The sequence below is a fragment of the Actinoplanes octamycinicus genome (assembly GCF_014205225.1).
GTDB classification, from domain to species: domain Bacteria; phylum Actinomycetota; class Actinomycetes; order Mycobacteriales; family Micromonosporaceae; genus Actinoplanes; species Actinoplanes octamycinicus.
Genome location: NZ_JACHNB010000001.1, coordinates 5,488,858 through 5,507,782, shown reverse-complemented (window position 1 = coordinate 5,507,782; position 18,925 = coordinate 5,488,858). Strand labels below are relative to the sequence as shown.

14 protein-coding genes and 1 pseudogene are annotated in these 18,925 nt (G+C 73.4%); 2 read left to right on the top strand and 13 right to left on the bottom strand.

Going from position 1 to position 18,925, the window contains the following annotated elements; translation table 11 throughout:
• Window positions 1-11: 11 nt before the first annotated feature.
• Window positions 12-1,934 carry a S8 family peptidase gene (locus BJY16_RS24075; RefSeq protein WP_185041845.1) on the bottom strand — a complete coding sequence of 641 codons (1,923 nt, stop codon included), beginning with the start codon at window positions 1,932-1,934 and terminating at the stop codon, window positions 12-14.
• A 283-nt stretch (window positions 1,935-2,217) separates the two neighbouring features.
• Here BJY16_RS24075 and BJY16_RS24070 point away from each other — a divergent pair, with 283 nt between their 5' ends.
• The gene (locus BJY16_RS24070) at window positions 2,218-2,940 is read left to right on the top strand and encodes a DUF6082 family protein (RefSeq protein WP_185041844.1); all 723 of its coding nucleotides are present in this window, start codon (window positions 2,218-2,220) and stop codon (window positions 2,938-2,940) included.
• A 143-nt stretch (window positions 2,941-3,083) separates the two neighbouring features.
• Here BJY16_RS24070 and BJY16_RS24065 read toward each other — a convergent pair whose 3' ends face one another.
• The gene (locus tag BJY16_RS24065; protein ID WP_185041843.1) at window positions 3,084-3,374 is read right to left on the bottom strand and encodes a protealysin inhibitor emfourin; all 291 of its coding nucleotides are present in this window, start codon (window positions 3,372-3,374) and stop codon (window positions 3,084-3,086) included.
• Window positions 3,375-4,448 (bottom strand): M4 family metallopeptidase, encoded by a 1,074-nt coding sequence (locus tag BJY16_RS24060; protein ID WP_185041842.1) that lies wholly within the window; start codon window positions 4,446-4,448, stop codon window positions 3,375-3,377.
• 200 nt (window positions 4,449-4,648) lie between these two features.
• On the opposite strand from BJY16_RS24060, the gene BJY16_RS24055 reads away from it, so the two are divergent.
• Entirely contained in the window at window positions 4,649-6,160 is a 1,512-nt protein-coding gene (locus tag BJY16_RS24055) for a hypothetical protein (protein ID WP_185041841.1), read from the top strand.
• A 29-nt stretch (window positions 6,161-6,189) separates the two neighbouring features.
• Here BJY16_RS24055 and BJY16_RS24050 read toward each other — a convergent pair whose 3' ends face one another.
• The 10 genes and pseudogenes from BJY16_RS24050 to BJY16_RS24010 form a co-directional block, all read right to left on the bottom strand.
• The gene (locus BJY16_RS24050; protein WP_185041840.1) at window positions 6,190-7,980 is read right to left on the bottom strand and encodes an NAD-binding protein; all 1,791 of its coding nucleotides are present in this window, start codon (window positions 7,978-7,980) and stop codon (window positions 6,190-6,192) included.
• Window positions 7,981-8,765: 785 nt separating this feature from the next.
• The gene (locus BJY16_RS24045) at window positions 8,766-9,839 is read right to left on the bottom strand and encodes a glycosyltransferase family 9 protein (protein WP_185041839.1); all 1,074 of its coding nucleotides are present in this window, start codon (window positions 9,837-9,839) and stop codon (window positions 8,766-8,768) included.
• Window positions 9,836-10,519, bottom strand: coding sequence for an SDR family oxidoreductase (locus BJY16_RS24040; RefSeq protein WP_185041838.1), 684 nt, complete (start codon window positions 10,517-10,519; stop codon window positions 9,836-9,838). The genes BJY16_RS24045 and BJY16_RS24040 overlap by 4 nt, the downstream gene beginning before the upstream one ends.
• Before the next feature lie 7 nt (window positions 10,520-10,526).
• Window positions 10,527-11,945 (bottom strand): PfkB family carbohydrate kinase, encoded by a 1,419-nt coding sequence (locus BJY16_RS24035; protein WP_239177968.1) that lies wholly within the window; start codon window positions 11,943-11,945, stop codon window positions 10,527-10,529.
• 24 nt (window positions 11,946-11,969) lie between these two features.
• Window positions 11,970-12,527: pseudogene (locus BJY16_RS47385) on the bottom strand (D-sedoheptulose-7-phosphate isomerase); the annotation flags it as partial.
• A complete protein-coding gene (locus BJY16_RS24030; RefSeq protein WP_185041836.1) occupies window positions 12,524-13,723 on the bottom strand; it encodes a glycosyltransferase in 1,200 nt (399 codons plus the stop codon). The gene BJY16_RS24030 and the pseudogene BJY16_RS47385, both read right to left, overlap by 4 nt.
• Complete coding sequence (locus tag BJY16_RS24025; protein WP_185041835.1) at window positions 13,708-14,634, bottom strand: glycosyltransferase; 927 nt, start codon at window positions 14,632-14,634, stop codon at window positions 13,708-13,710. The genes BJY16_RS24030 and BJY16_RS24025 overlap by 16 nt, the downstream gene beginning before the upstream one ends.
• The gene (locus tag BJY16_RS24020) at window positions 14,631-16,196 is read right to left on the bottom strand and encodes an HAD-IIIA family hydrolase (RefSeq protein WP_185041834.1); all 1,566 of its coding nucleotides are present in this window, start codon (window positions 16,194-16,196) and stop codon (window positions 14,631-14,633) included. Before BJY16_RS24020 ends, BJY16_RS24025 begins: the two co-directional genes overlap by 4 nt.
• Window positions 16,196-17,191 (bottom strand): glycosyltransferase family 2 protein, encoded by a 996-nt coding sequence (locus BJY16_RS24015; RefSeq protein ID WP_185041833.1) that lies wholly within the window; start codon window positions 17,189-17,191, stop codon window positions 16,196-16,198. Before BJY16_RS24015 ends, BJY16_RS24020 begins: the two co-directional genes overlap by 1 nt.
• Window positions 17,188-18,816 (bottom strand): carbamoyltransferase family protein, encoded by a 1,629-nt coding sequence (locus BJY16_RS24010; protein WP_185041832.1) that lies wholly within the window; start codon window positions 18,814-18,816, stop codon window positions 17,188-17,190. Before BJY16_RS24010 ends, BJY16_RS24015 begins: the two co-directional genes overlap by 4 nt.
• Between the last annotated feature and the right edge of the window lie 109 nt (window positions 18,817-18,925).

The window sequence follows — 18,925 nt, the reverse complement described above, 5'->3', positions numbered from 1 at the left end:
GGCAGAGATGATCAGGACGCGCTGACGGTCACGTCGTCGATCACGAAGCTGGTCTGCAGCGACCAGTCCTCCACGCCGGTGAACTTGAGGTTCACCGTCTGCCCGGCGAAGGCGGTCAGGTCGACCACCTTCTCCACGTACCCGGACGTCTGGTCCAGGTTGGTCCAGGTGGCCACGGTGCTGCTGCCCGCGGTCAGGGTGAGCTTGTCGTAGACGCCGCCGTCGTACTCCGCGGTGGTGATCCGGAGCCAGAAGCGCAGCGACACGCTGCCGCAGGCCGGCAGGGCGACCTGCTGCCCGAGGGTGTCGGTCTGGACCTGGCCACCCCCGTTGAGCCAGGCGTTCCGGGTGCCGGTCCGGGCCGGGTACTGCGACCAGGTGCCGATCACGTTCGCGGTGGCGGTCCACGGCGTGGTGCCGTTCTCGAAGCCGGGATTGCCGATCGGCTGGGCCGGCGGGCAGCCGCCGCCGGAGGTGACGGTCCAGGTGAAGGTCGTCGACCCGGACCGGCCGGCGCTGTCGGTGACGGTCACCGTGACGTTCGAGGTTCCGGGCGCGGAGGGCGTACCGGAGATCTGTCCGCTGTCCGCACCGATCGCGAGCCCGGCGGGAAGGCCGGACGCCTGCCAGGAGTAGGGTTTCGTGCCGCCGGTGACCGTGAGTTGCAGCTCGGCCTCCTGGCCGGCCGCCATGCGCTGCGCGCCCGGGTTGGTGATCACCGGATCGGCGGGCGTGCCGCCGCCGATGAAACCGGTGTAGAGCAGCACGTTCGGGGACCCGCTGCCCGGGCTGGTGATCTTGCCGGTGCTGCCGTTGCCGACCAGCGCCTCCCGGACCTGCGCCGGGGTCGCCGACGGATTCGCGCCCAGATAGGCGGCCGCGGCGCCGGCCACGTGCGGGGACGCCATCGAGGTGCCGGTCATCGTGGCGCTGCCGGTGTTGCTGGCGTAGGACGCCGACACGATGCTGGTCCCCGGCGCGAACAGGTCCAGGCAGGAACCGTAGTTGCTGGTGCTGTTCCGGGCATCGGCGCTGGTGCTGTTGCCGACGGTGATCGCGGCGGCGACCGCCTGTGGGGAGTAGTAGCAGGCGTCGTCGCCGGAGTTGCCGGCCGCCTGGACGAACTGCACCCCGGAGCTGATCAGGCTGGACACCGCGCTGTCCATCGCCTGGCTGGTGCAGCGGCTGCCGCAGCCGATGCTGTAGTTCGCCACGGCCGGCTTCTGCGCGTTGCTCCGCACCCAGTTGATCCCGGCGATCAGGTCGTCGTTGGTGCCGGTGCCCTGGCAGTCGAGCACCCGCACCGAGACGATCCGGGCCTTCTTGGCGATGCCGTAGGTGGTGCCGGCCGCGGTCCCGGCGACGTGCGTGCCGTGCCCGTGGCAGTCGGCCGGGTTGCTGTCCCCGTCCACGATGTCGACGCCCTGGCCGACCCGGCCGGTGAAGTCGGTGTGGCTCGCGTTCAGCCCGGTGTCCAGGACGTAGACGGTCACGCCCTGCCCCGGGTTCGCCGGATAGGTGAACGCCCGGTCCAGCGGCAGGCTGCGCTGGTCGATCCGGTCGTCACCCCAGTTCGGCGGGTTGCTCTGGGTGTCCTGCACGGTGATCCGCTGCACCTGCTCGACGGACGCGACCGCCGGGTCGGCGGCCAGTCGGCGCGCCCGGCTCTCCGGCAGCGCCACCGAGAAGCCGTGCTGCACCTGGTCGTAGACGTGCCGCAGCTGCCCGTCGAACCGCCGGGCCAGCGTGCTCGCCTGATTGCCGATCGACGCGTGATCCTTGAGCGTCACGATGTACCGCCCGGGCACCGCGCCCGGGCTGTCCGCGTAGAGCACCGGCCCGGCCGGGTCCGCGGCCGCCGGGCTCCCGCCGGCGGCCAGGCCGGTCACGACCGTGACCAGGGCCAGGCCGGCTGTCGAAAGACGTCGCCACACGAGGCATCTCCTCCTTCGTCACTGCTGTGCGGCAGAACGTAGGAGCGATCAACCTCAACGAGACAGATCGATGAACAGTCGTCGCGACTCTGTAACACTCAAAACTGTTTATGGGCAGGCTGCGACCGGCCGCGCGAACCTGTGGCGCGAGCAAGCTGCAGGCCGCAGGGCACCTACTGACTCAGTGAGAATTTCGCGATCTGGGGACAGCGGCGTCCTGATCCGAACGCTGGCCGACACGCTCCACCATGAGGATTCACAGCCCGCCGTACCGGGAGCCGCCATGCGTCCTCGAACTCGCGATCTTGTCCTGGGTGTCCTCGCCGCGGTCGTGCTCACGTGCGCCGCCGCTTCGCCACTGATACTCGCCGCGGCCGGCCACTGGTGGGAGACCGATTGGGTGCAACTCGCCAACATCGGCCAGGCATACGGCGCCGCCTCCGCCTTGTTCTCGGCCCTCGCCTTCATCGGGATAGCCGCAGGGCTGCTGTATCAGGCTCGCCAGCTGCGTTTGCAGCGCATTCAGGTGACCCGCGAGAAGCACGAACGCTTGATGGCGCTTGCTTCCGAAGACCCGGAGACCTACGGAGTCATGTTCGGGCCGATCGTGGCCGCCATGACTCCGCTCGACATGCGCCGCCGATTCTTCTGCCTCATGCTCCTGAACTACCTCAGGATGAGCTACGAGAACGGCACCTACTCAGAGGACAGTCTGCGCTTGGAAGCGCTGCCCAAACACTTCGCTAACGCGGCGGCGCGGCAGCACTGGGCGGCTTCCCGGCGCCATTGGCTACATGACGACACGTCGCGGACCTACCGGCGCTTCGCCCGGATCGTTGACGAGGAGTTCCATACGGCCGTAGCGATGGGACCGCCGTCCGCCGAGATGATCGTCGGAGTCGCCTCGGCTGACGGTCGCCGGAATCAGGAACGCGGCTGGGCAGGCCCCGCATCTGCCGCCGCTGCTGGTGTGGTGATCGGATGGCTGGTCGCACGTCGCCGCTGAGCCCAGGCGCGCTGCTCGAACCCACGGCCTGGATCCCGTTGAGGCGTGGATGCCACGCCACGTCCGGGTCGGTGACACGGACGAGCTGGGGACGATCGCCGAGATCCTCGGCAGCGCTCAGGGCGTACCGAAATCGGGTCTTGTCATTGGTCCTCGAGCCAGCTCAGCAGGGCGCTGAACGGGGCGGTCATCGCGGCGTCGGAGGCGGTCAGGGTGGTGGTGTCGCCGTCGTCCTCGACCAGGACGGTGTAGGTCATGGCGTCGCGGACCCGGGGGTTCGGGGCGACCGGCGCGGCCGAGGCGGCGGCCGCGATCAGGGCGCGAAGCTCGGCGGCGGCGTCCGGTTTCAGGTCGGTGGTGTCGACGACGGTGGGTGGCAGCTGCGGGGTGATCGCCGCTGCCAGCCCGCCGCGCGTCGTGAGCGTGACCCGCATCTAGCGGCGCCCCGCCAGCGTCGGTGTCGTGGTGACCGGGATACCCACCTCGGACCAGGCCTCCTTGACCGCCTGTTGCTCGGTGCTGCCGGAGCCGTAGAGCTCCTCAGCCTTGCGGTACGTCGTGTCGGCGAACTCCTGGAACTCGGTGGTCGCCGTCGACGCCTTCAACGACTCATACCAGATGTGCCCGGGCGCGTCCCAGGAGAATCCCCCGATGCCGGTGGCGACCAGGTAGAACGCCTTGTTCGGGATGCCCGAGTTGATGTGCACGCCACCGTTGTCGCCGTCCGGGGTGTCCGGCAGTTTCACGAAGCGGCTCATGTGGTCGGGCTGCGGGTCCTTGCCGAACAGCTTGTTGTCGAACGCGGTGCCGGGCGCCTTCATCGAGCGCAGCGCGTCGGCGTCGATCGTCGGGGTGAAGACCTCCGCGCCGATCAGCCAGTCGGCCTGCTCGGCGGTCTGCTGCAGCTTCCACTGCTTGACCATCGAGCCGGCCACGTCGGAGAGCGACTCGTTCAGGGCGCCGGACTGGTTGCGGTATTCGAGGCCGGCGGTGTGCTCGGTGATGCCGTGCCCCAGCTCGTGCGCGATCACGTCGAGCGAGCCGGTGAAGTCGGTGAAGACCTGGCCGTCGCCGTCCCCGAAGACCATCTCCTGGCCGTCCCAGAACGCGTTGTTGTAGCGGCGGCCGCGGTGCACATAGCCGCGCAGCCGCATGCCGCGGCCGTCGATCGAGTCCCGCTGGAAGACGTCCCGGTAGAACTGCCGGGTGTCGCCGAAGCCGTCGTAGGCCCGGTTCGCGGAGGCGTCGGCGACCGGCTTCTGCCCCTCCGAACGGACCAGCCGGGCCAGCGGCAGGAAGGTGCTGTGCCGGCAGTCGTAGATGCTGCGCCGGCCGTCCTCGGAAGCGGCCAGCGCCCCGGCGATCAGGCCGCGCACGTTGCGCTCGCCGGACAGCTGGGCGGTGGTGAGCAGGGTGGACAGGGCAGCGTCGCGGATCTCGTGGTTCTCGCTCTCCAGAAGCCTGGTGAGGATGTAGGGCGGGGTGACACAGCTGAGTCGGTGAGTCATGGGACACCTCAAATCCGGTGGTCGGTAAGAGATGAAGAGACGGCGCGGACGCCGTGAGATACATTCCTCAGCCGAAGGTGAGACTTTCGATACTCTCAGTGATCATTCCTGAGGGCGAGGGGCGAGTCCCCATCCGGACAGTCGACCCGGCATGATGGTCGGATGACTTCCGACCGGAAGGGCGGCCTCCGCCCCGCGCGATGAGCGCCCACGCGTGGCGGCTGCCACGCCCCTCGCAGGACCGTTCCACCTATCTGGCGCGTGCCCGCGCCCTGGCCCGCACGCACGGCCCCGGCCCGTGGCCGGACACCCCGCCGGCCGGCGGCCTCATCTCCGACGCCGTCATGGACGGCATCCGGACCCACCACACCGTCCGTGCGAACAGCGACGAGGCCGGTCCGCTCGCCGAGCGCATCGACGCCCTGACCCGGCGCCGGCCCGACCTCACCGACCTCACGGCCCTGCACGACGCGGCCGCGGAAGTGTCACCGCTGTCCGTGGCCGACGCCATCCTGAACGACCTCCGGCGGCGGAACACGCCGCCGCCACGGGTCCGGCAGCTCGGGCGGTGGCTCGCGTCCCACGGCACCCGGCGGGGCGCGGTGGCGATCGGACTCGTCCTGCTCGGCCTGACCGGCGATGCCCGGGACCGCGACCTGCTGCTCCGGCTCGGGACCATGGAGGAGCTGACGCTGTACGCCGCGGTGGCGCTCGGCTCCCGGCATGCCGATCTCTTCGCGCTCGCCCAGCGGGTGACCGGGTGGGGCCGGATCCACACGGTCCAGCGGCTGGCCGGCACCACCGACGAGCGGATCCGGGCCTGGCTGCTCCGCGGCGGCTTCCGCAACGACATCCTCGATCAATATCTGGCCTGGACCGCGGCCACCACCGGCGGGCTGGCCGACGCGTTGGCGGCCGAGTCGATCGACGAGGACCTGCTGGACGGGGCCGGCGGGATCCTGCTGGCCCTGTGCGAGGACGGGCCGGCCGCCGACATCACCGACTACCCGGACGGGCCGGGGGCGATCGAGCGCTACCTGCACCACGCCGGGCTGCACCCGCCGGTGCTCATGCGCATCGGGGTGACCGGGAGCCTGCTCGGGTTCGTCGACTCGGCGCGGGCCGATCCGCTGCCGTGGGCGCCGCGCCAGCGGGTCCGGGTGCAGGCCCGGGCGGCGACGCTGACCTCCCGGCCCGAGTGGCGTGCCGTGGTGCAGGCCGGGCTGGAGGCGGACGACCCGGCCGTTTTTGATCAGGCTGTCCGGCCCGCGGAACAGCTGCGGATGCGCTTCACCGAGCACCTGGTCCGGCAGGTGCGGCGCCGGCCGTACGACGCCGGCCTCTGGTACAGCCTGGTCGACGATCCTCAGGAGATCGATCTGACCGTCCGGCTGGCCGGTGCGCTGCTGCCGCTGTCCGACCTGGTCACCGGACCGGGCACGGAACCGGGCGTGGGCTGGAACCGGCCCGAGCACGTTCTCGACCTGGTGGTCAGCCGATTGGACGAGCATCCCGGCAAGGGCTGGCCGCTGATCAGCACGGCGCTGCGGAACGCGACCGTCCGGAACCGGGCCATGGCTGTCAGAGCGCTGGCGGCGTGGCCGACGGAGACCATCCCGGCGGAGGCCTGGCCGATGATCCGGGACGCCCTACCGGCCGAGCCGGACATGAACGTCCGCCAGCGGATGCACGAGCTGCTGCGGCGGCGCTAGACGAGCAGGGCGGGGCGGCGGCCAGGCACTCAGTGTCCTCCAGCAGGTCGGCCACCACGCCTGAGATCGGCGGCGTCCCGGCGCAGCACCTGCAGCAGCTCCTCGTACGGCCCGATCAGATACGCCTGGTCCCCCGCCGCGAACCGGCTGTCCCGGCGCGGCGGGTGCTCCAGCACCTCCGCACGGCGGATCGCGACCACCCGGATCCGAGCCGACAGCTCCCGCATCGCCAGCCGGTCCAACCCGCCGCCGGGCGCCACGGTCAGCCGCCCCACCAGCATCAGCCGCGAGCCGACATAGAACGTGGCCAGCACGTCCAACCCGAGCGCCGCCCCGACGAACCACGGGGCCGCCAGCGCCGCCGTCGACCGGGCCAGCCCCAGGCCGAAGGTCCGCTCCACGGTGGCCGCCAGCGTCCGGTCGAACAGCCGCAGCACCACCGGCACCCGGCCCCACCGCTCCCCCAGCCGGTCCCGGACCGCCAGGCCGGTCTCCAGGTTGACCAGGTCGTCGCTGGTCAGCACGGCGACCGCGCGGGCCGAGGCGAGCTGCACCCGGTCCAGGGTGCGGGGCAGGGTGGCGTCGGCGATCACCACCGGCACCCCGCTGTCGCGGACCTCGTCGAGATACCGGTTGTTCTCGTCGGCCTCGATCACCACGACCTCGGTGCCGGTGGCACGCAGCCGTTCCACCACCCGCACCCCGACCGAGCCGATGCCGACCACCACCACGTGGTCGCTGAGCCGGTCGAGCAGCCGGTTGCCGAGCGCCTCCTGGATCCGGATCGACACCAGCACGTTGGTGAGCAGGGCGATGAACGTGGCGGCGAAGCAGGCCCCGAGGATCATCAGGCCGATCGCGAAGATCCGCAGCCAGGGTTGCTGGTCCCGGAAGTTGAAGTCGCCGTAACCGACCGTGGCGATCGACTCGACCGAGAAGTAGACCGCGTCGAGCAGGGACATCCGGGTGCCGTCCGGCTCCCGGTAGCCGAGCTGCAGCACCACGATCGAACAGTTGAGCAGCAGCACCAGCGCGATCAACGCGTAGCCGATCCGGCGGTCCATCGCCCGCAGCACCGAACCGGCCAGCCGCAGCCCGCGCGCCCACCGCCCAGGCCCGGCATCCGCCCGCTCCCGGTCCCGGTCGACCACCCGGGCCGCGGCGAGCTCCTCCGGCGTGCCGAGCAGCGTGACCAGGTCGCCGGGCCGCACCTGATGGTCCCGGCCGGGTGAGATGACCACCTCGCCGCCGCCGGCCGGGGTGACCGCGAGCGGGGCCAGCGAACCGTACCGGGACCGCAGCGTCCCGGCGAAGTCCACCGTGACCTGCGCCGCGACGAACCGGTCCCCGTCCAGGTCCAGCTCGTGCGACCCGGTCCGCAGGCAGGCCTCGACCACCGACGGCGCGGACAGCCCCGCCACGTCGAGCACGCTGATCCGCATGTCGGCCAGCGCCCGCCCGACCGCCGGGTTGCGCAATTGGACCACCACCCGCACCTCGGGCCGCTGCTCGCGCATCAGCAGCGCCGCCTCCAAGGTGTGCAGGTCGTCGGCGAGCACGCAGATCACCGCGACCGCGCCGGGCAGACCCGCCTCGTCCAGCGTCTCGCGCAGCCGCGGACTGCCGACCACGATCGGCACCCCCCACCCGCGCACCACCCGCACCAGCCGCGGATCGGCGTCGTCCTCCACCACGACCACCCGCACGCCCGCGTGATAGAGCTGCTCAACGGTCCGCAGCCCGACGTCGTCGAGCCCGCACACGATCACATGCCCGCTCCGCACCCCGCCCTCGGGCCCGCGCACGCCGTCCTCAGGCATGCCAAGAGGCTAATCCGGCAGCACCGTCGCCAAGCTCAGAATCCACCCCAAGATCTTCAGATACGCAGGTCCGCCGGGGTACGGATCGTATGCTCCCGCGCGGGCCGAGGGCGGCGATCTGGCCGCTGCGCGTCCAAAGCGATCGCCACCCTCTTCACTGTCCGCGGGTGGTCCCGGAGATCAACCCCAACCACCATCCAGCCCAGCCCCCGCAGTCGACCCACTCCCGTGACAACCGCGCGCGAGACCCGCCCGAACCCAACGTCCCGCCGCGCTCCCCGCCCCCGGCTGGCCCTCACGGGTGCCTCACCCCCATCAAAACACCCGTCACACCCAGCCCAACCACCGCAAGCCCAGCCGGGCCCCGACCGCAGCGCGCCCTGCGGTGCTCGGGCTGGCCCTCACGGGTGCCTCACCCCCGTCGAAACACCCGTCACGCCCAGCCGAACCACGCGAGCGGGGCCGGGGCCGGGACCGCAGCGCGCCTCGCGGGGGTTGGGCTGGCTGTCACGGGTGCCTCACCGCCGTCGAAACACCCGTCACGCCCAGCCGAACCACCGCGAGCGCAGCCGGGACCGGAACCGCAGCGCGCCTTGCGGGGGTTGGGCTGGCCCTCACGGGTGCCTCACCGCCGTCGAAACACCCGTCACGCCCAGCCGAACCACCGCGAGCGGGGCCGGGGCGGGTCCGCGGCGCGCCTTGCGGGGGTTGGGCTGGGTGTCACGGGTGCTTTGACAGGCCGGAGACACCTCTGGGGGCCAGCCGACGGGTGGGCGGGGCTGCGGTCAGGTGGGGAGGAGGGCCTGGTGGGCGGCGGCGAGGGTTTCGTCGACGGTGATGGCGAGGAGGGCGGGGTGGACCTCGGGGCCGGGGAGGTCGCCTCGCTCGCTGCGGGTGCCGTGCCAGATCGCCCGGTGCTGGGGGCGGTCGGGTGGGCCCCAGCGGGCCGGGGACATCGGGCCGAAGAGGGTGACCGACGGGGTGCCGTAGGCGGTGGCCAGGTGCGAGACGCCGGTGTCGCCGCTGATCAGGAGGCGGGCGTTGGCGATCATGCCGGCCAGGGTGGCCAGGTCGTCGGTGGCGGGCAGGGCTTCCGGGCCGAGGCCGGCGTCGGCGGCGATCTTCGCGGTGAGGTCCTGCTCGGCGGGGCTTCCGGTGATCACGACGTGGTGGCCGGTGTCCCGCAGGCGGCGGGCCACCTCGGCGTAGCGTTCCGGGGGCCAGCGGCGGGACGGGGACTTCGCTCCCGGGTGGACGATGGTGAGCGCGCTCCCGGCGTACCCCAATGGCGTTTTGAGGGTTAAATCGGTCTCGTCCGCATCGATCCCATAGTGGCGCAGCAACCGGCACCAGCGGCGGACCTCGTGCTCCTCGTCGGACCAGTCCGGGCCGTCGAGGTGGCCGGCCGCGGGGTTGCGGAAGGCCCACAGCTCCTTCGGCTGGGCCCGCAGCAGCAGGCGGTGCGACTCCGGACCGCTGCCGTGCAGGTTGACCGCCAACCGCGGCGGCTCGGAGAGGCGGTCGGCGAAGGAGGAGGCGGCCGAGGAGGAAGCGGCCGCCGAGGAAGCGGCCGGGGAAGCGGCCGCAGAGGAAGCGGCCGGGGAAGCGACCGCAGAGGAAGCGGCCGGGGAAGCGACCGCAGAGGAAGCGGCCGCTGAGGGAGCGGTGGCGGACGGGTCGTCGAGGCCGCTGGTGGGGAGGACGCGGTCGACGCCGCCGATCAGGTCGATCAGCGGCGTCAACCAGGTCGGCGCGGCCAGCACGAGCTCCTCACCGGGGAACGCGGCGCGCAGGGCACGCAGCGCCGGAACCCCGGTGGCCAGGTCGCCCACCCCGAGCGCGCGGAGGACCAGGATCACGGGTACGAGCTCTCCGTCTCGCCCGCGATGACCAGCTCCCGCACCGCGCACCCGGCCGGCTGCCGCAACGCGAACAGGATCGCGTCGGCCACGTGGCACGGGTCGTTGAGCTTGGCGTCCGGTCCCGGCTTGTACCGGTCCTCGCGCTCGTCGAAGAACTTGGTCCGCATCCCGCCCGGGATGATCAGCGTGACCCCGACCTGCCCGGCCAGCTCGGCGGCGAGCGCCCGGGTGAACCCGACCACCCCGAACTTGGCCGCGCAGTACGCGGTCGCGTCGGACACCGCCTTGATCCCGAGCGTGGACGCCACCGTGACGATCCCGCCGTGCGACTCCTTCAGCTCGGGCAGCGCGGCCCGGATGACCGCCGCGGTGGCCAGCAGGTCGACCGCCACGATCCGGTCCCACACCTCCCCCGGCACGTCGTCGAGGGCGCCCGGCACGTCGAACCCGGCCGCCGTGACCACCCCGGAGATGCTGCCGCCGGCCATCTCGATCGCCTTGCGGGTGGCCTGCTCGGCGGCCCGGGTGTCGGCCAGGTCGCACTCGATCCACGGCACGTCGTCGCGGGCCGGTTTCTGCCGGTCGATGACGAACGGCCGGCCGCCCGCCTTGATCACGTTGTCGGCGACCGCCGCCCCGAGCCCGCTCGAGCCGCCGGTGACAATGACTGCGTCCATGTTCTCTCTACCTTCCCGCCGTCGCGGCCTGCGCCGCGGCGATCGTCTTGGTGGTGGACCGGCCGTCCAGGTACGGCACGATCACGGTCTGCCCGTCCCAGCGCTTGACCAGCTCGGCCTCGGGCAGCGAGGGACCGCCGTCGGCGTAGTCGCCGCCCTTGACCCACACGTCCGGCCGCAGCCAGGACAGCACCGCCTCGGGCGTCGGCTCGTCGAAGATCACCACGGCGTCCACGCAGTCCAGCGCGGCGAGCAGCCGGGCCCGGTCGGTCTGCGAGTTCAGCGGCCGGTCCGGCCCCTTCAGCCCGCGCACCGAGTCGTCGCTGTTCAGGCACACGATCAGGCAGTCGCCGAGCTGCCGGGCGGCGCGCAGGGTGGCCAGGTGCCCGGTGTGCAGCAGGTCGAAGCAGCCGCCGGTGGCGACCACGACGCCGTTGCGTTCCCGCACCTCGGCGACGAGCTGCCCGGCCGCGTCGGCGCCGACGCGTTCCGGCTTTCCCTCGGCCGACGCCGGCGACCCGGCGGAGGCCGGCGCCGGCGACCCGGCGGCGTTGCCCAGCACGTAGGCGGTCGCGGCGGCGACCGCGTCCTGCACCGCCTCGGACACCAGCGCTCCGCCGGCCAGGGCCAGCGCGGCGGTGGCCGCGAACCGGTCGCCGGCGCCGCAGGTGTCCGCGTCCCCGGCGTCCGCGCCGACCGGCACGACCAGCGGCGTGGGACCGGCCTGGCACAGCACCGCGCCGTCGCCGCCGCAGGTGACCGCGACCGCCCGGGCCCGCCAGTGTTCCCGCAGCTTGTGGCCGGTCCGCTGCGCGGTGGACAAGGTCGTGCCGTGTGCCGCGTCCCCGGTGACCTTGACCGCCTCGGCCAGGTTCGGGGTGGCCAGCGCGACCCCGGGCACCGGCGGCGGGCCGTTCGGGTGCGGGTCCCAGACGATCGGGGCGCTCGCCTTCTCCAGGGCGGCGCGCACCGCCGGATGCGCCGCGACGCCCCGGCCGTAGTCGCTGACCAGGATCGCGGTCGCCGAGCCGAGCACGTCGAGCAGGCCGTCCGGGGCGTCACCGGGCGGCTGGGCGGCGCCGCCCCGGTCCAGGCGCAGCAGCACCTGTCCGCGGGCCCGGAGCCGGATCTTCTGCGGGGTCACGCCGGGCAGCGGGAGGGCGTACGTCGCAATGCCCGCGGCCGTGAGCATCTCGCTCAGCCGTGCCCCGCCCGCGTCCGGGGCCAGGGCGGTGACCAGCGCGACGTCGTAGTCGTCGGAGCCGGCCGCGAGCAGCGCGGCGAGCCCGGCGCCGCCGGGGCGTTCCCGCACCGACTTCTCGTCGAGGACCGGCGCCGGGGCGTCCGGCGCGATCCGGTGCACCTCGCCGTCGACGTCCCGGTCCAGCAGGGTGTCGCCGACGACGACCAGCAGCGGTTTGGTCACGCGCTTCTCCTCCTCCGTCTTCGCCAGGGCGCGGTCCAGGTATTCGCACATCAGGTGGACCGAGACGAGGTGCAGTTCCTGGACCACCTGGGAGTCCGGCGACGGGCAGTGCAGCACCTCGTCGCAGGCGTCGCCGACCGGGCTGGCCCCGGCACCGACCATCGCCCAGGTGCGCATCCCGCACTCCTTGGCGGCCCGGACCGCGGCCACCAGGTTGGGGCTGCGGCCGCTGGTGGAGAGCACCAGCAGCACGTCGTCCGGCCGTCCGTGCGCCCGCACCTGCCGGGCGAACACCTCGTCGAACCCGTAGTCGTTGCTGATCGCGGTGACCGCCGACGAGTCCGGGGTGAGCGCGATCGCGGACAGCGGCATCCGGTCCTCGCGCAGCTTCCCGACCAGCTCGGCGGCCAGGTGCTGGGCCTCGGCCGCGCTGCCGCCGTTGCCGGCGACCAGCAGCCGGCCGCCGCTTCCCAGGTGCTGGGCCAGCTCGGCGCCCCAGTCGGCGAGCCGCGGGGCGACCGTGCGGAACGGGCCGAGCGCCGCGGCGATCCCGGCCAGGTGGTTCTCGATCGGGTCCGTCACGCGACCACCGCCGGGATCGAGGCCACGCTCGCGTAGACCGCGCTCATCCGGGCCGCGATCTGCGGCCAGGCGTAGGCGTGCACCGCGCGGTCCACCGCCGCGGCCGCGTAGCCGAGTCGCCGGTGCTGGTCGGTGAGCAGTTTGCGCAGGGTCTGGCCGAGGCCGTGCGGGTCGCGCGGCGCCACCAGGTCGCCGGTGACGCCGTCGACCACGGTGTCGGTCAGGCCGCCGACCGCGGTGGCGACCACCGGCACCCCGCACGCCATCGCTTCCAGCGGGGTCAGGCCGAACGGCTCGTACCAGGGGGTGGCGGCGAGCACGTCGGCGGAGCGGTACCACTCCGGCATCCGGTGCGCCGGGACCGCCCCGAGCAGCCGGACCCGGTCGTCGACCCGGCTGTCCTTGGCCAGTTGCAGCAGGTGCTGCGCGTACTCGTCGGTGGCCAGCTCGGCCGGCTCCGGTCCGCCGGCGATGACCAGCTCGGCGCGGGGCACCTCGGGCAGCGCGGCGATCAGCTCCTCGAAGCCCTTGCGCGGCACCAGCCGGCCGACGGTGAGGATGCGGGGCCGGTCGGAGCGTTCGGCGACCGGGCCCTCCTTGCGGAACCGTTCCACGTTGACCCCGGACGGCACCAGCGTGGTCCGGCTGCGCGGCACCCCGAGGCGGACCAGTTCGCGCAGCTCGTCCTGGCACTGCACGATCACCCGGTCGACGACCCGGCCGAGTTCCCGCTCGTAGCCGATCCGGTGCGCCGGGCTGGTGTCGGCGGCGCCCTGGTGGCGTCGTTTCACCGTGCCGAGCGCGTGGTAGGTGTGCACCACCGGCACCCGGCGCCGCCGGGCGGCGGTCACCGCGGCCAGCCCGCTCATCCAGAAGTGCGCGTGGGCGACGTCCGGCGCGAAGTCGTCCCAGTCGGCTGCCATCCACTCGGCGAAGGTCCCCATGTGCGGGAGCAGTTCGTCCTTCGGCAGCGTCGACGCAGGCCCGGCCGGCACGTGCACCACGTCGATCCGCTCGTGCATCGGCACCACGGCCGGCAGGTCCGGGTTGTCCCGCCGGGTGTAGACGCGCAGCTCGTGGCCGTCCGCGGCGAGGGCCGCGGCGAGTTCGGCGACGTGGGTGTTCTGCCCGCCGGCGTCCACCCCGCCGAGCGCGGCCAGCGGACTGGCGTGTTCCGAGATCATCGCGATCCGCATGTGTGCTCCTCCAGAAGGTGATCCCAGTCGGCGAGGAAGCGGTCGAGCCCGTAGCGGGCGAGGGCGATCCGGCGGGCGCGCTCGCCCATCCGGCGGGCCTCCTCGGGTTCGTCGATCAGCCACTGCGCCGCCTCGACGAGCGTGTCGACCCGGGTGGACAGCACGCCGGCGTCGGGTGGCACGGCGGCCATCGCCTCGGTGGTGGCCAGGCCGAGCACCGGCATGCCCATCTGCATCGCCTCGATCAGGCTCAGCCCGAGCGAGGTCCAGCGGCACAGGTGCAGGTAGGCGCGGCGCTGGGCGACCTGTTCGTGCATGGTGGCCTGGGGCGGGTCGTCGTACGCGGTGATCCGCTCGCCCCGCAGCCCGGCCACGCCCATCCCGAAGACGTCCAGCGGCGCCACCCGGCTGAACCGCTCGAAGAGATCGGTTCCGGTCACCCGGCCGCGGCGGATCGGCTCGTTCGTGACGATCGCGAGGCGCTCCAGCTCGCCGGTCCAGCGCGCCTTCGGCTCCACGATGCCGTGCTCGATGACCGTGGTCCGGGTGCCGCCGCAGTCCCAGAACAGCTCGTTGAAGTGGGTGACGTGGGCGATCACCACGTCGTCCCGGTCGGCCAGCGGATGCCGGGTGTTCGGCACGTCCCCCTTGGGGGTGTTGTGCTCCACGTAGATCACCGGCAGGCTGGGTGGTACCAGGTCGATCTCCTCGGGGCGCTGGACGATCGCGACGTCGGCGTCGCGGATCTGGTCGAGCGGCAGCTCCTCGACGCTGTCCGGCCAGTCGAAGGTCCGGGCGCGGCCGCGGCCCCACTCGTCGCGGGCCTCGTTGACCGGGATCAGGTAACGGTGCTTGCCCTGGACGAACGAGGTGGTCCAGGAGCCGTGCACGTGCCAGAGCAGGATGTTCACGCGGCGGCCTCTTCTTCTTGGCGGACGGGCCGGGCGCCGAGGCGGGTGACCGCCTCGAGCACGTCGGCCGGGTCGACGGTGGACAGACAGGGATGACCGGGGATCGGGCAGGTGGTGGCCCGGGTGTCGCGGCAGGGAGCGCCGGCCCGGCCGAGACGGATCGCCGGGACCCGGTAGGGGCCCCACTGGGCGTAGGGGACGGTCGGCGCGAAGAGACTCACCACCGGGGTGCCGACGGCCGCGGCCAGGTGGGCCGGGCCGGTGTTGCCGACGACCAGGCAGGACGCGCCGGCCACCAGGTGGGCGAGATCGGTCAAGGAGGCCGGTTCCACCACAGAGCCTCCGACGTACGAAGCGAGCACCCGCTCCCCCGGCCCGGCCGTCACCACCACCCGGTGCCCGGCTTCCTCCAGGGCTCGCACGACCTCGCGCAGCACCTCCGGCGGGCAGGACCGCGCCTCGACGCTGGCTCCCGGGTGGACCACCAGGTAGTCGCCCGGCCCCCGCCGGCGCACCCCGCGGATCCGCAGTCCCCCGTCGTCGTCCTCGGGCAGCCCGAAGCCGGCCGCCGCCGCGACGCTGCGCGCCCGCTCCGGCTCCGGCACCCCGGCCGGGACGCCGCGGTGCCGCACGTCCAGCAGCGACCCGGGGTAGTCCTCGCTGATCGCGGTGATCCGAGCGACCCCGGCGGTGCGCAGCAGCAGCGCGAGCGGCAGCGCCGACTGGTGGTACGACGTGAACACCACCGCCTCGTCGACCCCGGCGGCGCGGATCCGCTCGGTCAGCCCGGGCAGGTCGGCCTCGGCGACCGGGTCGGGTTGCGGGTCGATCCAGGGCAGCCGCCACTCGATCAGCTCGTCGACGCCGGGCAGCAGCTCGGCCGCCGCCCGCCCGCGCGGCCCGCAGAGCAGTACCACCCGGTCGCTGTGGTGCGCGAGCGCCCGGATCGCCGGGCCGGTGACCAGCACGTCCCCGGCGGAGTCGGACCGGACCGCCAGGACGGTCCCGGCCGTGCGGTGCTCGGCGGGCCGGACCATCGCCTCCCGCCGCAGGATCAGGTCCGCGGCGGCGGCCAGGTCGGCGACCACGGTCGGCCCGGCCGCGACCTCCTCGGGCAGCGTGATCGGGGTCGGCACCAGGATGCCGGCCGCCCCGGCGGCGAGCGCGGCGGTCATGTCCCGGCCGATGTCGCCGACCACCAGGCAGCGTTCCGGGGTGGTGCCGAGGGCCCGGGCGGCGGCCTCGACCAGGCCGGGCCGCGGCTTGCGGCAGTCGCAGCCGGCGGTGTCGTCGTGCGGGCAGATCTGCCAGGTCTCGAACGGCCCGAGCAGCTCCTCGACCCGGCGGTTGACCGCGCTCAGCTGCGCGGCGGTGAAGGAGCCGCGGGCCAGGCCGGACTGGTTGGTGACCACGCCGAGGCGCAGGCCGGCGGCGCGCAGCCGGTCGAGAGCGGCGCGCGCGCCGGGCATCGGGGTGACCTTGCCGGGGTCACCGTTGTACGGCACGTCCACGATCAGCGTGCCGTCCCGGTCGAACAGGACGGCGTCGTAGAGCCGTGACATCAAGCGGCCACCGCCCTGGCGGCCGGCGCTCCGGACGGGGCCGAGGCCGGTTCCGCGGACCGCCACCGCCACCAGCCGCGCAGCCAGTGCGCGATCGCCACCGGCGGGATCGCCACGCTGGTCAGCAGCATGGTGGTGACCTCCTGCCGGTCGCGCGGGCCGGGGGCGATCCGGGCGGCGGCGAACTCGGCGGTCCCGGCCGCCCACGCCGTGCCGGCCGCCGCGGCGGCGAGCGCCCAGCCGGGCCGGCGGGTGACCGCCGCGGTCGCCCCGGCGGCCAGGGCGAGCGCGCCGGCCGCGGTGATCGCCGCGTGCCGGGGCCGGCGGCCGGGCGGGACGGCCAGCAGGTCCCGCCACCGTGGACCGTAGAGGCGGCGGAGCAGCGCGTCGTCGGCGTTGCCGCGCTGGGTGCGCAGGCTGACCCAGCGGCTCTCCGGCCGTACCGGATGGGTGGTCCGGCGGTCGCCGCGGCGCAGCGACCACCCGGCCTGCCGGACCCGGAAGGCCAGCTCGGCGTCCTCCCGGAAGGCCCGGGGCAGCCGCTCGTCGAAGCCGCCGACGGCGGCCAGCGCGGCGCGGCGGAACGCCATGTCGGCGGTGATCCAGGCGCCGTCGGCGAGCCCGGCGGTGACCCGTTCCCAGTCGGTCGGCCGCCGGTCGGCGGGCAGCGGGACGCGCAGCACGCCCTGCACGCCGCCGATCTCCGGGCCGGCCGCGGCCAGGTCGGCCCGCAGCCGCCGCGGCCAGTCCTGGTCGGGCAGCACGTCGTCGTCGAGGAAGACCACCCAGTCGTGCCGGGCGGCGCGCCAGCCGGCGTTGCGGGCCGCCGCCGGGCCGCGGGCCGGCCCGGCGATGATCCTGGCCTTCACCCGCGGGATCGGTTCCTTGACCGGCCGGTCGTCGACCACGATGACTTCCAGTGACGGGTCGTCCAGCCGGTCCAGCAGTTCGTGCAGGCTGGGCCGGCCCAGGGTCGGGATGACAACGCTGATCACTTGCCGAACGCCCCGGCCCGGTGGACCGCGAACGGCCCGATGGCGAGCAGGTCGACCGGCGCCGAGCCGAACAGCTCCATCGCCTCGCGCGGGGTGTCGACCATCGGCCGCCCGGCGGTGTTCAGCGAGGTGTTCACCACCACCGGCAGCCCGGTCCGCTTCTCGAACTCGGCGAGCATCTCGGCGACCACCGGCTCGGTCTCGGCGTGCACGGTCTGCACCCGGGCGGTGCCGTCCACGTGCACCACCGCCGGGATCCGATCCCGCCAGTCAGGTTTGACCCGGTGCACGAAGAGCATGTGCTCACTCGGGAAGACTCCGTCGAAGATGTCGTGGAAGCGTTCGGCGCGGACCATCGGCGCGATCGGCCGGAACTGCTCGCGGCCCTTCACGTCGTTCATCCGCCGCTGGGTGTCCGGGTCGCCCGGGTGCGCGAGCAGCGAGCGGTGCCCGAGCGCCCGGGGGCCGTACTCGCTGCGCCCCTGGTACCAGGCCACGATCCCGTTGCGGGCCAGCACCTCGGCGGCCTCCGCGGCGATCGACGCGGGCCGGGTGTAGGGCAGCGCGGCCCGCCGCAGCTCGGCCTCCAGCTCGTCGTCGCTCCAGCCACGACCGAGCGCCGCCGTGGTGAACGGGATGCTCTGCCCGTGCACGGCCAGCGCCGCCCCGAGCGCGGTCCCCGAGTCGCCGGCCGCCGGCTGCACCCAGACCCGCTGGAACGGTCCCTCGGCGGCGACCCGCCCGTTCGCCACGCAGTTCAGCGCGGTGCCGCCGGCCATGGTCAGGGTAGGCAGCCCGCCAGACGCCTCGAAGGTCCACCGGGCCAGGTCGAGGATCACCTCTTCGAGCCGCTTCTGCACACTGGACGCCAGGTCGGCGTGCTCGTCGCCGAGGTCCCCGCCGGGCGTGCCCGGCTTCGCGAGGGCGCTCCAGTCGATCCGGTCCACCGTGAACCCGCCGTCGCCGGTCGGCTTCACCAGCTCCCGGAGAAGATCCAGGAACCTCGGTTTTCCGTACGAGGCGAGCGCCATCACCTTGTATTCGTCACTGGAGTGCAGGAAGCCCAGGTGCCGGGTCAGGTCCTCGTAGAGCAGCCCGAGCGAGTGCGGCAGCTCCTGGGTGCGCAGCACGGTCAGCTCGCCGTCCCGGTACGCCCCGGCCAGGTGCCCGGCCACCTCGCCGCGCCCGTCCAGCACCAGCACCGCGTTGTCGTCCGGGACGGACAGTCCGGCCGAGGCGGCGTGCGCCACGTGGTGCGGCACGAACCGCACCTGCTCCGGGTCCAGTCCGGGCAGTGCGCTGGCCAGGAACTGCGGGGCCCGCCGGGCGTAGTCCACCCGCAGGTGGTCCCATGGGTCGTTGAGGCCCAGGTCGGCGGCGTCCCGGCTGATCCCCGGGTCGAACGAGTAGGCGACCGCGTCCAGGTCGCCGGGCTCCAGGCCGGCCTCGGCCAGGCACCACGCGGCGGACAGCTCGGGCAGTTCCCACGCGGCGAACGGCACCGGACGTTTGCCATGCTTGCGGCGGCTGAACCGCTCCTCCTCGGCGGCGGCCACCACCTGCCCGTCCACGATCAGCGCCGCGGCCGGATCGTGGAAGATCGCGTTGATTCCCAGGACTCGCATGTGGCGGCGGATACCCGGCGATCTCCGCAACATTCCAAGATCACCAAAAAAACTTCGACGGTCGAAGTTTTTTGCGTTTGCCCCGGTCAGCAGCGGGCAAGCGGGCGCA

Excerpts from the sequence above, each read along its gene's own strand:
- BJY16_RS24060 (WP_185041842.1), bottom strand. The coding sequence starts at position 4,448 with ATGACTCACCGACTCAGCTGTGTCACCCCGCCCTACATCCTCACCAGG.
- BJY16_RS24040 (WP_185041838.1), bottom strand. The coding sequence starts at position 10,519 with ATGGACGCAGTCATTGTCACCGGCGGCTCGAGCGGGCTCGGGGCGGCG.
- BJY16_RS24030 (WP_185041836.1), bottom strand. The coding sequence starts at position 13,723 with ATGCGGATCGCGATGATCTCGGAACACGCCAGTCCGCTGGCCGCGCTC.
- BJY16_RS24055 (WP_185041841.1), top strand. The coding sequence starts at position 4,649 with ATGAGCGCCCACGCGTGGCGGCTGCCACGCCCCTCGCAGGACCGTTCC.
- BJY16_RS24050 (WP_185041840.1), bottom strand. The coding sequence starts at position 7,980 with ATGCCTGAGGACGGCGTGCGCGGGCCCGAGGGCGGGGTGCGGAGCGGG.
- BJY16_RS24070 (WP_185041844.1), top strand. The coding sequence starts at position 2,218 with ATGCGTCCTCGAACTCGCGATCTTGTCCTGGGTGTCCTCGCCGCGGTC.
- BJY16_RS24010 (WP_185041832.1), bottom strand. The coding sequence starts at position 18,816 with ATGCGAGTCCTGGGAATCAACGCGATCTTCCACGATCCGGCCGCGGCG.
- BJY16_RS24020 (WP_185041834.1), bottom strand. The coding sequence starts at position 16,196 with ATGTCACGGCTCTACGACGCCGTCCTGTTCGACCGGGACGGCACGCTG.
- BJY16_RS24065 (WP_185041843.1), bottom strand. The coding sequence starts at position 3,374 with ATGCGGGTCACGCTCACGACGCGCGGCGGGCTGGCAGCGGCGATCACC.